The 12,043-nt window shown below is 69.1% G+C and carries 11 protein-coding genes and 1 pseudogene; 9 read left to right on the top strand and 3 right to left on the bottom strand.

The genetic code is table 11. The annotated features are described in order from the left end of the window. Positions 1–35: 35 nt before the first annotated feature. The 4 genes and pseudogenes from AC1DYP_RS20475 to AC1DYP_RS20460 form a co-directional block, all read left to right on the top strand. A pseudogene (locus AC1DYP_RS20475) lies at positions 36–641 on the top strand (LemA family protein); the annotation flags it as partial. A 60-nt stretch (positions 642–701) separates the two neighbouring features. Continuing rightward, the gene (locus AC1DYP_RS20470) at positions 702–1,472 is read left to right on the top strand and encodes a TPM domain-containing protein (RefSeq protein ID WP_477047910.1); all 771 of its coding nucleotides are present in this window, start codon (positions 702–704) and stop codon (positions 1,470–1,472) included. Next, positions 1,472–2,167, top strand: coding sequence for a TPM domain-containing protein (locus AC1DYP_RS20465; protein WP_477047890.1), 696 nt, complete (start codon positions 1,472–1,474; stop codon positions 2,165–2,167). Before AC1DYP_RS20470 ends, AC1DYP_RS20465 begins: the two co-directional genes overlap by 1 nt. Before the next feature lie 53 nt (positions 2,168–2,220). Next, a complete protein-coding gene (locus AC1DYP_RS20460) occupies positions 2,221–2,640 on the top strand; it encodes a YybH family protein (protein ID WP_477032303.1) in 420 nt (139 codons plus the stop codon). Between the two features lie 95 nt (positions 2,641–2,735). On the opposite strand, the gene AC1DYP_RS20455 is transcribed toward AC1DYP_RS20460, so the two are convergent. After that, complete coding sequence (locus AC1DYP_RS20455; protein WP_477047889.1) at positions 2,736–5,117, bottom strand: TonB-dependent receptor; 2,382 nt, start codon at positions 5,115–5,117, stop codon at positions 2,736–2,738. A 335-nt stretch (positions 5,118–5,452) separates the two neighbouring features. Here AC1DYP_RS20455 and AC1DYP_RS20450 point away from each other — a divergent pair, with 335 nt between their 5' ends. After that, positions 5,453–6,640: an acetyl-CoA C-acyltransferase gene (locus AC1DYP_RS20450; protein WP_477047888.1), complete on the top strand. Its 1,188-nt coding sequence runs from the start codon at positions 5,453–5,455 to the stop codon at positions 6,638–6,640. Between the two features lie 244 nt (positions 6,641–6,884). Next, positions 6,885–7,025 carry a hypothetical protein gene (locus tag AC1DYP_RS20445; RefSeq protein ID WP_477047887.1) on the top strand — a complete coding sequence of 47 codons (141 nt, stop codon included), beginning with the start codon at positions 6,885–6,887 and terminating at the stop codon, positions 7,023–7,025. 12 nt (positions 7,026–7,037) lie between these two features. Here AC1DYP_RS20445 and AC1DYP_RS20440 read toward each other — a convergent pair whose 3' ends face one another. Further along, positions 7,038–7,487 (bottom strand): COG3650 family protein, encoded by a 450-nt coding sequence (locus AC1DYP_RS20440; protein ID WP_477047886.1) that lies wholly within the window; start codon positions 7,485–7,487, stop codon positions 7,038–7,040. Positions 7,488–7,547: 60 nt separating this feature from the next. Here AC1DYP_RS20440 and AC1DYP_RS20435 point away from each other — a divergent pair, with 60 nt between their 5' ends. From AC1DYP_RS20435 to AC1DYP_RS20425, 3 genes are all read left to right on the top strand, one after another. Further along, a complete protein-coding gene (locus tag AC1DYP_RS20435) occupies positions 7,548–8,687 on the top strand; it encodes a DNA cytosine methyltransferase (RefSeq protein ID WP_477047885.1) in 1,140 nt (379 codons plus the stop codon). 78 nt (positions 8,688–8,765) lie between these two features. After that, positions 8,766–9,752, top strand: coding sequence for a cysteine synthase A (gene cysK / locus AC1DYP_RS20430; protein WP_477032297.1), 987 nt, complete (start codon positions 8,766–8,768; stop codon positions 9,750–9,752). Positions 9,753–9,783: 31 nt separating this feature from the next. After that, positions 9,784–10,266 (top strand): very short patch repair endonuclease, encoded by a 483-nt coding sequence (locus AC1DYP_RS20425; protein WP_477047884.1) that lies wholly within the window; start codon positions 9,784–9,786, stop codon positions 10,264–10,266. 19 nt (positions 10,267–10,285) lie between these two features. On the opposite strand, the gene AC1DYP_RS20420 is transcribed toward AC1DYP_RS20425, so the two are convergent. Further along, positions 10,286–11,995, bottom strand: coding sequence for an ATP-binding protein (locus tag AC1DYP_RS20420; RefSeq protein ID WP_477047883.1), 1,710 nt, complete (start codon positions 11,993–11,995; stop codon positions 10,286–10,288). Between the last annotated feature and the right edge of the window lie 48 nt (positions 11,996–12,043).

The following is a 12,043-nucleotide window of genomic DNA, read 5'->3' as shown; positions in this document are numbered from 1 at the left end:
CCAAGCCCGGATCCAATCAGGCCCGAAGGGACTTCATGCGGATGCTCAGAACCCTCACCCGTCTCGCCCCCGTCATCGCCGTGAGCCTGTTCCTGGCCGGCTGCGGGATCAACACCATCCCCACCCAGGACGAGGCGACCAAGACCGCCTGGGCCGAGGTGCAGAACCAGTATCAACGCCGCGCCGACCTGATCCCCAACCTCGTGGCGACCGTGAAAGGCTACGCGGCCCAGGAGAAGAGCGTCCTGGTCGAGGTCACCCAGGCCCGGGCCAGCGCCACCCAGGTCAAGGTCGACGCCTCGACCATCACCGACCCGGCCAAGTTCGCCGAATACTCCGCCGCCCAGGACAAGCTGTCGGGCGTGCTGGGCCGGCTGATGATGATCCAGGAAAGCTATCCGGAGCTGAAGTCCAACCAGAACTTCCTGGCCCTGCAGAGCCAGCTGGAGGGCACCGAGAACCGCATCTCGATCGCCCGGCGGGACTACAATCAGACGGCCCAGGTCTACAACACCACCCTGCGCACCTTCCCAAGCGTGATCTGGGCCAAGACCCTGTACGGCAGCCAGAAGCCGGCCCAGCTGTTCCAGGCCACGGCCAACGCCCAGTCGGCGCCCAGCATCGACTTCGGCGCCCCGCCGGCGCCGTCGGCCAACACCCAGGGGAGGAGATGGATCGCGGCGCTCCTCGCGTTCTTCGCCTTGGCGTTCGCCGCTCCCGCGCTGGCCGCCGGCCCCACCTTCCCGGCTCTGACCGGCCGCGTCGTCGACAACGCCAACATCCTGTCGCCGCAGGTCGAGGCCGAGCTGACGACCAAGCTGGAAAACCTGGAGAAGACCACCGGCCGCCAGCTGGTGGTGGCCACCGTGCCCGACCTGCAAGGCTACGAGATCGAGGACTATGGCTACCAGCTGGGCCGCACCTGGGGCATCGGCCAGAAGGGGACCAACACCGGCGCCCTGCTGATCGTCGCCCCGACCGAACGCAAGGTGCGCCTCGAGGTCGGCTACGGTCTGGAACCGATCCTGACCGACGCCCTGTCCAGCGTCATCATCCAGACCGCCGTCCTGCCCAAGTTCAAGGCCGGCGACCTGGAGGGCGGGGTCACCGCTGGGACCGACGCGGTCATCGAGCAGCTGGCCCTCCCCGACGAAGAGGCCAAGGCCAAGGCGGCGCAGGCGTTCAAGGTCTCGGAAGAGGCCGAGCGCAGCTCCGGCGCCTCGCCGATCCTGGCCCTGCTGATCCTGTTCATCGTCATCGTCGTGCTCAGCCAGATCTTCGGCCGGCGCGGTCGGGGCGGCCGGGGCGGCGGGCTGGGTTCGGCCCTGCCCTGGATCATCCTGAACGGCATGCTGAGCGGCGGCCGCGGCGGTGGCGGTGGCTGGGGCGGCGGCGGAAGCGGCGGCGGAGGAGGCGGCTTTTCCGGCGGCGGCGGCTCGTTCGGCGGCGGCGGATCCTCGGGGAGTTGGTGATGAAAAGCCTTTCGCAAGCCGACCAAGACCGCATCGCCAAGGCCGTGGCCGACGCCGAGAAGACCACCGCCGGCGAGATCTATTGCGTGCTGGCCCCAGAGGTCGGCGACGACCGCTCGGTTCCGCTGATCTGGGCGACCGGCGCGGCCCTGCTGGTCCCGGCCCTGGCCCTGCTGGCCGGTTTCCGGCCAGAGATGCTGAGCCGGCTGTTCGGCGGCTGGAGCATCGGCCACGCCGCCGCCCAGGACGTCGCCATCCTGTCGGCCCTGCTGACCTATGTCGGCCTGCAGGCGGCGATCTTCGCCGTCGTCGCCGCCCTGGTCTGGATCCCCGCCGTGCGTCACGCGCTGATCCCCGCCGCCGTCAAGAAGGCCCGGGTGCGCCAGGCGGCGCTGGACTATTTCCTGGCCAAGGACCTGCACTTGACCCGTCACCGCACCGGCGTGCTGATCTTCGCCGCCCTGGCCGAGCACCGCGTCGAGGTGATCGCCGACGAAGGCATCCACGCCGCCGCGCCCAAGGCGGTCTGGGACGAGGTGGTGGCCGACCTGGTCGCCGGCCTCAAGCGCGGGGCGATCGCCGACGGCTTCGTGGCCGCCATCGCCCGGGCGGGCGCCATCCTGGCCGCCCATATCCCGCCACGCCCGGACGACAGCAACGAACTGCCGGACGGACTGACCGTTCTGCCGCGCTAGGGCAAAACCTCCGGCGCCGTCGCGCGTTTTGGGCCTAGCACCAGGAGGCTCCGATGACCGATCAGGACGACTTCACCGCCTTCCTCGACCAGCGCCGCCAGGTCGCCCAGGCCTATGTCAACGGCGACGCCGGACCGCTGGGCGAGATCGCCGCCCAGGCCAATCCGGCCACCTTCTTTCCGCCGAGGGGCGGGCGCGAGCAAGGCGCCGGCCACGTGACCGCGGTCAACGCCCGCGGCGCCCGAAGCATGGAGGCCGGCGGCGAGACGACGCTGGAGATCCTGCACAGCCAGGCCAGCGGCGACCTGGCCTACTGGACCGGCCTGCAGCACGCGTCCGTCCGGTTCGCCGGCCAGGACGAACCGGCCGAAATGCACCTGCGGGTCACCGAGATCTTCCGGCGCGAGGATGGCGACTGGAAGATGATCCACCGCCACGCCGATCTCCTGACCGAACCTCAGGCCCAGAAATAGCTGGGATCGGGGACACGCCCTTGCGGCGTATCCCCAAAGACCAACGCCGCGCCTGAAAACGGGGACACGCCGCGAGGGCATGTCCCCGGCTCCACCTAGAACGACTTGCGGATCGTCACCCCGGCGGTGCGGGGCTGGCCGATCGTGTAGCCCAGTCGCGCCCGGCCGCCGCGTTCGCGGTCGAACGACAGCAGGGCGTTCTCGTCGGTCAGGTTGTTGACGTAGGCGATGATGTCCAGGCCGTTGTCCATCTGCAGGCCGGCGCTGAGGTTGATGAGGTCGTACTCCGGCAGCTTCAGGTCCACGATGGTGGCGTTGTTGCCCGAAGCCCCGCCGAACGGCAGGCCCGAGACGAACGAGCGCGGATTGTCCTCCTGATCGCTGGCCTGGGTGTAGCGGCTGCCCACGTGCTGGAACGAGGCGGTGATGTAGCCGTCCATGGTGTCGGTCAGGGTCCGCGTGTAGGTGGCGTTGAACGAGATCTGGAAGTTGGGCACCGAGGGCAGGCGGTTGCCTTCGCGGATGCCGCCGATGATCGCGCCCGTGCCGTCCGTGACCGTGGTGTCGAACTCGGCCTGCAGGACGCTGCCCGAGATCCCGATGTCCAAGCCCTCGGCCAGGCGGGCCGTCAGCTCGCCCTCCAGCCCCATGGTGTGGGCCTTGGGCACGTTGAACACCACGCGCGACGAGCACGAGCCGGCGTCCAGGGTGGTCTGCAGGTTCTTGATGTCGGTGTAGAAGGCCGCCCCGTTGAAGCTGAAACGTCCGAACCGCGACTTGATCCCGGTCTCGTAGTTCCACAGCGTCTCGTCGTCATACGACTGGTAGCCGCCGAAGATGGCCTCGTCCTGCGGCGAGCACAGCGGCAGGTTCAGCGGGTCGTTGACCCCGCCCAACCGGAAGCCCTTGGAGGCCTGGGCGTTGAAGGTCAGGTCGGCGTTGGCCTTGTAGCTGACCAGCAGGCGCGGGGTGAAACCGTCGGACGAGGTCTTGTCGGTCTGGTCGTCGCCGTTGGCGAACAGGCCGCCCGAGGTGAACCGGCGCTCTTCCTCGAAGTCGTAGTAGCGGCCGCCGGCCGTGATGGTCAGCTTGTCGATCTCGTAGCTGGCCTCGCCGAACACCGCCTTCTGCTTGATGTCGTAGGGCAGCGAGGCGTTGTAGGGCGAGTTGGCCGGGAAGCCGTTGGCCACGGCGGCCGAGGTGCCCGCGCCCAGGGTGGCGTCGGTATAGGCGTCGTAGCCGGGCGTCGGCAGGCGCTGGTTATAGACCCGGTCGACCTTCGAATAGAACGCGCCGACCAGCCACTGGAACGGGCTGTCGTTGTCAGAGCCCAGGCGCACTTCCTGGGTGAATTGCTCAAGATCGGTGGTGTCGACCAGCTTGGACGGCAGGGTGACCGCCGCGTCCGGGAAGCCCAGGTCCACCGAGACGCTGCCGCTCAGGGCGCTGGCGTCGCGGTTCACGTCGATCTTGCGGTCGATGTAGCTGGTGACCGAGGTCAGCTCCATGCCGCCGAAGCCGAACGAGGCGGTCAGGTCGCCCAGGAACGTCTTGTCGCCGAAGCTCTCGTCCAGCAGCAGGTACTGCTCGCGCTTGCCCAGGGTGATGGCCGGGCGGGTGGTGGTGAAGGGGTTGGCGAACAGGTTGAACGCTTCCTGGCGGTTGAAGCCGCCGGCGTGGATCTCCTGATAGACCAGGCGCGGGGTGATGCTGATGTTCTCGGTCGGCTCGATCAGCAGCGAGACCCGGCCGCCGCGGCGATTGCCGTCGTTGACGTTCTTCTTCTTGGTCCCGTTCTCGCCCAGCGCGTCGACGAAGCCGGCGTATTCGGTGTCGTAGCCGACGATCCGCAGGGCCGCCTTGTCCGACAGCGGCAGGTTGACCGCGCCCTTGATGTAGCCGCCGACGTCGCCGCCATCCAACACGTTGACGTTGGCCTCGACCACGCCCTCGTAGGCGCCCAGCTTGGGCTGGTTGGTGATGTAGCGGATGGTGCCGCCGACCGAGCCCGAGCCGAACAGCGTGCCTTGCGGGCCGCGCAGGGTCTCGACCCGGTTCAGGTCGAACAGGTCGACGTCGGGCGTGAACAGCGACAGCGAGATCACCGACTCGTCGAGATAGACCCCGACCTGCTCCTTCACGCCCGGCTGGTCGCGGACCACCTGGCCGGCCGAGACGCCGCGCACCGACACCTGGCTCTGGCCCGGGCCGAGGTTCTGGATCGTCAGGCTGGCGACGTTGCGCGACAGGTCCTCGAGGGTGACCGCCCCCGACTTCTGGATGTCGGCCTGGGTCTGGGCGTTGATCGAGAACGGCACGTCCAGGATGGTCGCGTCGCGCTTGGTGGCGGTGACGATCAGTTCCTCGACGGTGTTGTTGGACTGCTGGGCGCTGGCGATCGCCGGCAGGGCGGCGATCGAGGCCGCCAGGGCGGTGGCGGCCAGCAGCGAATGCCGGCGACGGATTACAGGGCGCATGAAATTCCTCCCGCTTATGTTTTTAGCGGCCATTAGATTATAGTTATGGGCCACAACCTGAGCGTTCTTGCCCGAATCATCGAAAGTCAACGGCAAACGAGATCAGAGCGTCGGCGCACGAACCTTTCTGAAGAAGAGTGGATTGCGGGCAACAATGTCCCGACTTCTCTTCAGGATGACGCTGGGGAATGCTCAAGCTTTGAAGCTCTTGCCTGGCAAGCATTGCCGCAACCGTCGACCGCATCGCTTTACGTTCGCGTGACCTTTCGCGGACGGAAATCCCGGTCTAGGGTGGCCCCAATTCAAACTAACGTTTTAAAGGGGAGTGCACCCAAATGCGCGAAGCGGTCATCGTCTCTTACGCCCGGACCGGCCTGGCCAAGTCCAACCGCGGCGGGTTCAACAACACCCACGGCGCGGCCATGGCCGGCCACGCCATCCAGCACGCCGTGTCGCGCGCCAAGCTCGAAGGGGCCGAGGTCGAGGACGTGGTGCTGGGCTGCGGCGGCCCCGAGGGCGCCACCGGGATGAACGTCGCCCGCAATGCCGCCATCTGGGCCGGCCTGCCGGTCACCACCTCGGGCCAGACCGTCAACCGCTTCTGCTCCTCGGGCCTGCAGGCCATCGCCACCGCCGCCAACTACGTGCGCAACGACGGCGCCCCGGTCGCCATCGGCGGCGGGGTGGAGTCGATCTCGCTGGTCCAGGGCGGCGGTCACATGAACCGCTTCCACATCACCGAAGAAAAGCTGATGCGCGAGAAGCCGGCCCTCTGGATGGCGATGATCGACACCGCCGACATCGTGGCCAAGCGCTACAACATCAGCCGCGAATATCAGGACGAGTACTCGCTGCGCAGCCAGCAGCGGATCGCCGCCGCCCAGGCCGCCGGATTGTTCGACGACGAGATCGTGCCGATGGCCACCAAGATGAAGGTGGTCAACAAGGAGACCAAGGAGGAGAGCCTGGTCGACTACGTGGTCACCAAGGACGAGTGCAATCGTCCGGAGACCACCCTCGAGGGCCTGGCCAAGCTGGAGCCGGTCAAGGGTCCGGGCAACTTCGTCACCGCCGGCAACGCCAGCCAGCTGTCGGACGGCGCCGCCGCCGTGGTGGTGATGGAAGCCAAGGAAGCGGCCCGGCGCGGCCTGGAGCCCCTGGGCCTGTTCAAGGGCTTCGCCATCGCCGGCTGCGAACCCGACGAGATGGGCATCGGCCCGGTCTTCGCCGTGCCGCGCCTGCTGGAACGCCACGGCCTGAAGGTCGACGACATCGACCTGTGGGAGCTGAACGAGGCCTTCGCCTCGCAGTGCCTCTACAGCCGCGACCGCCTGGGCATCGATCCGGAGAAGTACAACGTCAACGGCGGCTCGATCGCCATCGGCCACCCGTTCGGCATGACCGGCGCCCGCTGCGCCGGCCACCTGCTGCTGGAAGGCAAGCGCCGCAAGGCCAAGCTGGGCGTGGTGACCATGTGCATCGGCGGCGGCATGGGCGCGGCCGGGCTGTTCGAGATCTTCTAGAACCTGCAACGACAGGGACGGGCGCATGCGCTGTCCCAGCTCATCCACGAGACGCCACCGGGTTCGCGCCCGGTGGCGTTTTGCGTTCGGGGTCCCATATGAGCCGGGCGACGGTCCGAAAAAACGACGATCAACGAATTTGGGATGCGGGGCCGAGACCCTCTTGAACCTCGGCTAACCGCAACCATCTTTGTTGCCGATTGACCGCTCTTCGGCGGACATCGTTCAACCAGGACCCGCCGCCATGGCCGCCCCTCTCAAGGCCCTCTTCGCCCTCGCCACCGTCGCCGCCGTCTCGATCGGCCTGTTGCTGCCCGTCCCGGGCGCCATCCGCCAGGACCTCGACGCGCGCGGCCACTACGAGCTGATGGACGTCGGGAACTAGGGTCCCAAGCCACTAAGGTTGGGGCTGGGCCTGCAGGTCCACCGGCGCCGACGCGCAGCCCTTCAGCACATCGCCATTGATCGTCACCTCCGCACGATAGTCGTAGCGACGATCCGACATGCCGTCCGAGCAGGGCTCGGGCCGCAACTTGAACACCAGACCCCCAACGCCCCAGACCCCGGCGCCGTCCTCGACGTGGACGCCGGTGTTGTCCGCGCTGACATCCGGCTGGCCGGCCCGCGACAGGGTCAGGCCGTCGTTCTGGATCCGTCCTCCCCAGAACGGTTCGGTCCCGACCAGTTGAAAGTCGCCGGAGAAGTCCGGTCCCGGCGGAGCCGAGGCCGGCGCGTCGGCGGGCGCGCTCGACGCTCCCTCGGACGCCCCCATCGGCGCCTCCCCGCAGGCTGAAAGCAGCAAGATCGAACAAACGGCGATGGTGGTGACGGCGGCGGAACGAAGCATGGCGGCGCTATCCCTGGCCCTATATCTAAGAGGGGGCGGCTCACGCTAGACTCCCCCGCGATGAATCGGAACGCTTCCAGCGCCTCGGGCCCTTCCTTCTACGAATTCTTCGCCGGCGGCGGGATGGCGCGCCTGGGCCTGGGCGACGCCTGGACCTGCGCCTTCGCCAACGACTTCGATCCGGTCAAGGCCGCGACCTATCGCGACAACCATGCGGACGCGGCATCTCATTTCCACGAAGGCGACGTCTGGAAGATCGCGCCCGCCGACCTGCCCGGCCAGGCGGATCTCGCCTGGGCCTCCAGCCCTTGCCAGGACTTCAGCCTGGCCGGCGCTCGAGCGGGTCTGCAGGGCGGACGCTCCTCGGCCTTCTTCGGCTTCTGGAAGCTGATGGAAGCGCTGAGCGCCGAGGGGCGCGGCCCCGACACGGTGGTGGTCGAGAACGTCGTGGGCCTGCTGACCTCGCACGGCGGGGCCGACTTCACCGCCCTGTGCCGCGCGCTCCGCGACCAGGGCTACGGCTTCGGCGCCTTGGAGATCGACGCCGCCCGCTTCGTCCCGCAGTCGCGGCCCCGGGTGTTCGTGATCGCCACCCGCCTGCCGGCCGACGGCCTGACGGGGCCAAGCCCGTTCCAGACCCGCGCCGTGCGCGAGGCCCATGCCCGCCTGCCCGCCGAGCTGCAGACCGCCTGGACGTGGTGGGGCCTGGACGCCCCGCCCGCTCGCAACACCGACCTTTCCGCCCTGCTCGAACCCGATGACCAGGTGAACTGGCGGACGGACGAAGCCACCCAGACCCTGCTCGACCTGATGGCCCCGCTTCACCGCGCCGCCGTCGAGGCCCGTGTCCAGAGCGGCGAGCGCGCGGTCGGGGCCGTCTTCCGGCGGATGCGCGGCGGCCAGCAGCGGGCCGAGGTGCGCTTCGACGGCCTGGCCGGCTGCCTGCGCACACCGCGCGGCGGCTCCTCGCGCCAGACCCTGCTGGTGATCGACAGGGGCCAGGTGCGCTCGCGCCTGCTCAGCCCCCGCGAAGGCGCCCGGCTGATGGGCCTGCCCGAGGCCTACCGCCTGCCCAGGAGCGCCACCGCCGGCCTGCACGTGATCGGCGACGGCGTGGCCGCCCCGGTGGTGCGCTGGCTGTCCGAACGGCTTTTGACTCCGCTCGCCCTCAGGAAATCTGCGTCGCTCGCCGCCGAATGAGCCGCTGACACGCCAAAACCCACGGCCTAAGGTGGATTAACCCCAGGGCCGACAATCCCACACCAAGCGAGACTTCCCATGGACGACGCCTCCTCGATCTACGACGCCGCGCGGTTCAAGCGCGCCGGGCGCGGCAAGATCTTCGACTCGATCCTCGACACGGTCGGCGACACGCCGCTGGTCCGCCTGCCCAACCTGACCGCCGAGCTGAAGCCCAAGGGCACAGTCGTGGCCAAGCTGGAGTTCTTCAATCCGCTGGCCTCGGTCAAGGACCGCATCGGCGTGGCGATGATCGAGTATCTGGAGGCCAAGGGCCTGCTGAAGCCGGGCGGCGTGATCGTCGAGCCGACCAGCGGCAACACCGGCATCGCCTTGGCCTTCGTGGCCGCCGCCAAGGGTTACAAGCTGACCCTGGTCATGCCCGAGAGCATGTCGATCGAGCGCCGCAAGATGCTGCTGCTGCTGGGCGCCAAGCTGGAGCTGACCCCGGCCGAGAAGGGCATGCGCGGCGCCGTCGCCCGGGCCCAGGAGATCATCGAGGCCACCCCCGGCGCGGTGATGCCCCAGCAGTTCGAGAACACCGCCAACCCGCTGATCCACCGTGTCTCGACGGCCGAGGAGATCTGGAACGACACGGCCGGCGCCGTGGACGCCGTGGTCTCGGGCGTCGGCACCGGCGGCACCATCTCGGGCGTCGGCCAGGTGCTGAAGGCCCGCAAGCCGTCGGTGAAGATGGTCGCGGTCGAGCCGGAAGCCTCCGCCGTGCTGTCGGGCGGCGCGCCCGGCCCGCACAAGATCCAGGGCATCGGCGCCGGCTTCGTGCCGGGCATCCTCGACCGCGGGGTGATCGACGAGGTCATCCAGGTGTCGAACGACGACAGCTTCGCCATGGCCCGCAAGGCGGCCTCGACCGAGGGCCTGCCGGTCGGCATCAGCTCCGGCGCAGCCCTGACCGCGGCCTTCGACCTGGCCCTACGCGACGAATACGCCGGCAAGCTGATCGTAGCGATCATCCCCAGCTTCGCCGAACGCTATCTGTCGACGGCGTTGTTCGAGGGCCTCTGATCCAAGCTCGAGGCGGGGACGTTACGACGCCATGAGCGACGTCTTCGACCCCGCCAAGCGCTCGGCTGTCATGGCCCGGATCAAGAGCCGGGACACCAAGCCCGAGCTGCTGCTGCGCCGCCTGCTGACCGGCCTGGGCGCGCGCTACCGCCTGCACCGCAAGGACCTGCCCGGCTCGCCCGACGTGGCGATGCCGGGCCGGCGACTGGCGATCTTCGTCCATGGCTGCTTCTGGCACGGCCACGACTGCGCGCGGGGCTCTCGCGTGCCCAAGGCCAACCGCGACTACTGGCTGGCCAAGGTCGCGCGGAACATGGCGCGGGATGGGCGCAACGTCGCCGACCTGACCGCCGCCGGCTGGCGCGTGGAGACGGTGTGGGAGTGCCAGATGAAGGATCACGAGGCGTTGCGGGAGAGGCTGGCCGGGCTTCTCCGTGCCACCGAACCCTTGCCCCCGCCTGGCGGCCCCGCCGCCTGTCCGCCCCCTATGGGGAAGACGGCCGAAGGCCCGTAGGGGCAAGTGTTCGCGTGAACTAGGCCGCCACCCGGCTGGAAGCCGCCGCCGCCGGCAGCACTTCGCTCAGCGCCGCGTGCAGTTGGCTGGGGTCGATCGGCTTGGCGACGTGGGCGTTCATGCCGGCCGCATGGCAGGCTTCCCAGTCCTTGGCGGTGGCCGAGGCGGTGACGGCGATCACCGGGATGTCGCGGTTGGGACCGTCGGCGGCGCGCAGCTGGCGCGTGGCGTCACGGCCGTCCATGCCCGGCATGTAGACGTCCATCAGCATGACGTCGAACACCTCGGAATGCAGCAGCTCCAAGGCCCGCTCGCCGGACTCGGCCAGGGTGGGCTGGATGCCGAACGACTGCAGCACCAGTTCGATGGCGCGGCGGTTGACCATGTGGTCGTCGACCACCAGCACCCGCGCGCCCTCGACGATCGCCCCTCCGGCCCGGGCGTCCGGCGCCTCGGCGGTCTCGACCCGGACCTGGAGGCGGAAGCGCGCCCCCTTGCCCGGCTTGCTGGTCACCGTCAGGTCACCGCCCATCAGCCGGGCCAGCTCGCGGCTGATCACCAGGCCCAGGCCCGAACCGCCGTGCTCGCGCGCCACGTTGGAGGCCAGCTGGTCGAACGGCGTGAACAGCCGCGCCAGCTGCTCCTCGGTCAGGCCGCGTCCGGTGTCGGCGACGATCGCCTCGAACACCAGATGGTCGGCCTCCTCGCGCGCGGTCAGGCGCACGGTGACCGCGCCCCGCGCGGTGAATTTGATGGCGTTGGACAGCAGGTTGTTGAGCACCTGGCGCAGCCGCATGGAATCGCCCGCGACCCAGCGCGGAAGATGGGCCGCGCCCTCGACGCGCAGGCGAAGGCCCTTCTTGTTGGCGTCCGGCCGCCACAGACGCAGGGTGTCGGCCATGGCCTGACGCAGGTCGAACGGCGCCTGCTCGACCGACATCCGCCCGGCGTCCAGGCGCGACAGGTCCAGCAGGTCGTTGAGCAGGGTGCGCATCATCGCGCCGGCGTCGCCGATCAACTGGGCGTGCAGCTTGGAGGCGGCTTCGGGCACGTCGCTGTGCAGGCGCGCCGCGCCGGCCAGGATGGCGCTGATCGGCGTGCGCAGCTCGTGGCTGATCATGGCCACGAAGGCCGACTTGGCGGCGACGGCCTCCTCGGCCTCGTGGCGGCGGCGCTCGGCCTCCTCCTTGGCCGCGGCCTCGGCCCGCAGGGCCCGCTCCAGGGTGCGGGCGGCCACGAACACCGAGACGATCAGCAGCACCACGCCCAGCCACAGGGCGTCGGCCAGGGACGCGGTCGGATTGGCCGAGCGGGCCACGAACGGCACGATCAGCAGATAGACCACGTGCGGGGCGGCGGCCGAGATCGTCGCCGATCTCAGGCTGGAATTGACGACGATGACGTTCAGCAGGGCGCCCGCCAGCAGCATGCCGCCCAGGGTCGGGGCGAAGCGCACGGACGAGGCGAACAGTGGGATCGACAGGAAGCCGAAGATGATCGAGGTGATCGCCGGCATGGCCGCCACGGCGAACCGCAAGGCTCGGCCGGAATCGGGATGTCGCACCAGCCGGCTGATCAGCAGCAGCTCGAGCAGTTGGGCGGCCGCGTAGGCGCCGGCCCACAGCCAGGTCCAGCTGGCGCCCATGAAGGCGTGCAGCATCAGGGCGATCATCACCGTGGCGACGACGCGCAGATAGAGATTGCCGCGACGCGCGAGCGCCGCCCTCATCTCTCCCGACTGATGTCGTACGTCGTCCACACAGCCCCCCGTGCCGCG

This window comes from Caulobacter sp. P1_D6 (assembly GCF_056406095.1).
This window is presented reverse-complemented; position numbering and strand designations above follow the sequence as displayed.

Excerpts from the sequence above, each read along its gene's own strand:
- AC1DYP_RS20465 (WP_477047890.1), top strand. The coding sequence starts at position 1,472 with ATGAAAAGCCTTTCGCAAGCCGACCAAGACCGCATCGCCAAGGCCGTG.
- AC1DYP_RS20460 (WP_477032303.1), top strand. The coding sequence starts at position 2,221 with ATGACCGATCAGGACGACTTCACCGCCTTCCTCGACCAGCGCCGCCAG.
- AC1DYP_RS20455 (WP_477047889.1), bottom strand. The coding sequence starts at position 5,117 with ATGCGCCCTGTAATCCGTCGCCGGCATTCGCTGCTGGCCGCCACCGCC.
- AC1DYP_RS20450 (WP_477047888.1), top strand. The coding sequence starts at position 5,453 with ATGCGCGAAGCGGTCATCGTCTCTTACGCCCGGACCGGCCTGGCCAAG.
- AC1DYP_RS20445 (WP_477047887.1), top strand. The coding sequence starts at position 6,885 with ATGGCCGCCCCTCTCAAGGCCCTCTTCGCCCTCGCCACCGTCGCCGCC.
- AC1DYP_RS20440 (WP_477047886.1), bottom strand. The coding sequence starts at position 7,487 with ATGCTTCGTTCCGCCGCCGTCACCACCATCGCCGTTTGTTCGATCTTG.
- AC1DYP_RS20435 (WP_477047885.1), top strand. The coding sequence starts at position 7,548 with ATGAATCGGAACGCTTCCAGCGCCTCGGGCCCTTCCTTCTACGAATTC.
- cysK (WP_477032297.1), top strand. The coding sequence starts at position 8,766 with ATGGACGACGCCTCCTCGATCTACGACGCCGCGCGGTTCAAGCGCGCC.
- AC1DYP_RS20425 (WP_477047884.1), top strand. The coding sequence starts at position 9,784 with ATGAGCGACGTCTTCGACCCCGCCAAGCGCTCGGCTGTCATGGCCCGG.
- AC1DYP_RS20420 (WP_477047883.1), bottom strand. The coding sequence starts at position 11,995 with ATGAGGGCGGCGCTCGCGCGTCGCGGCAATCTCTATCTGCGCGTCGTC.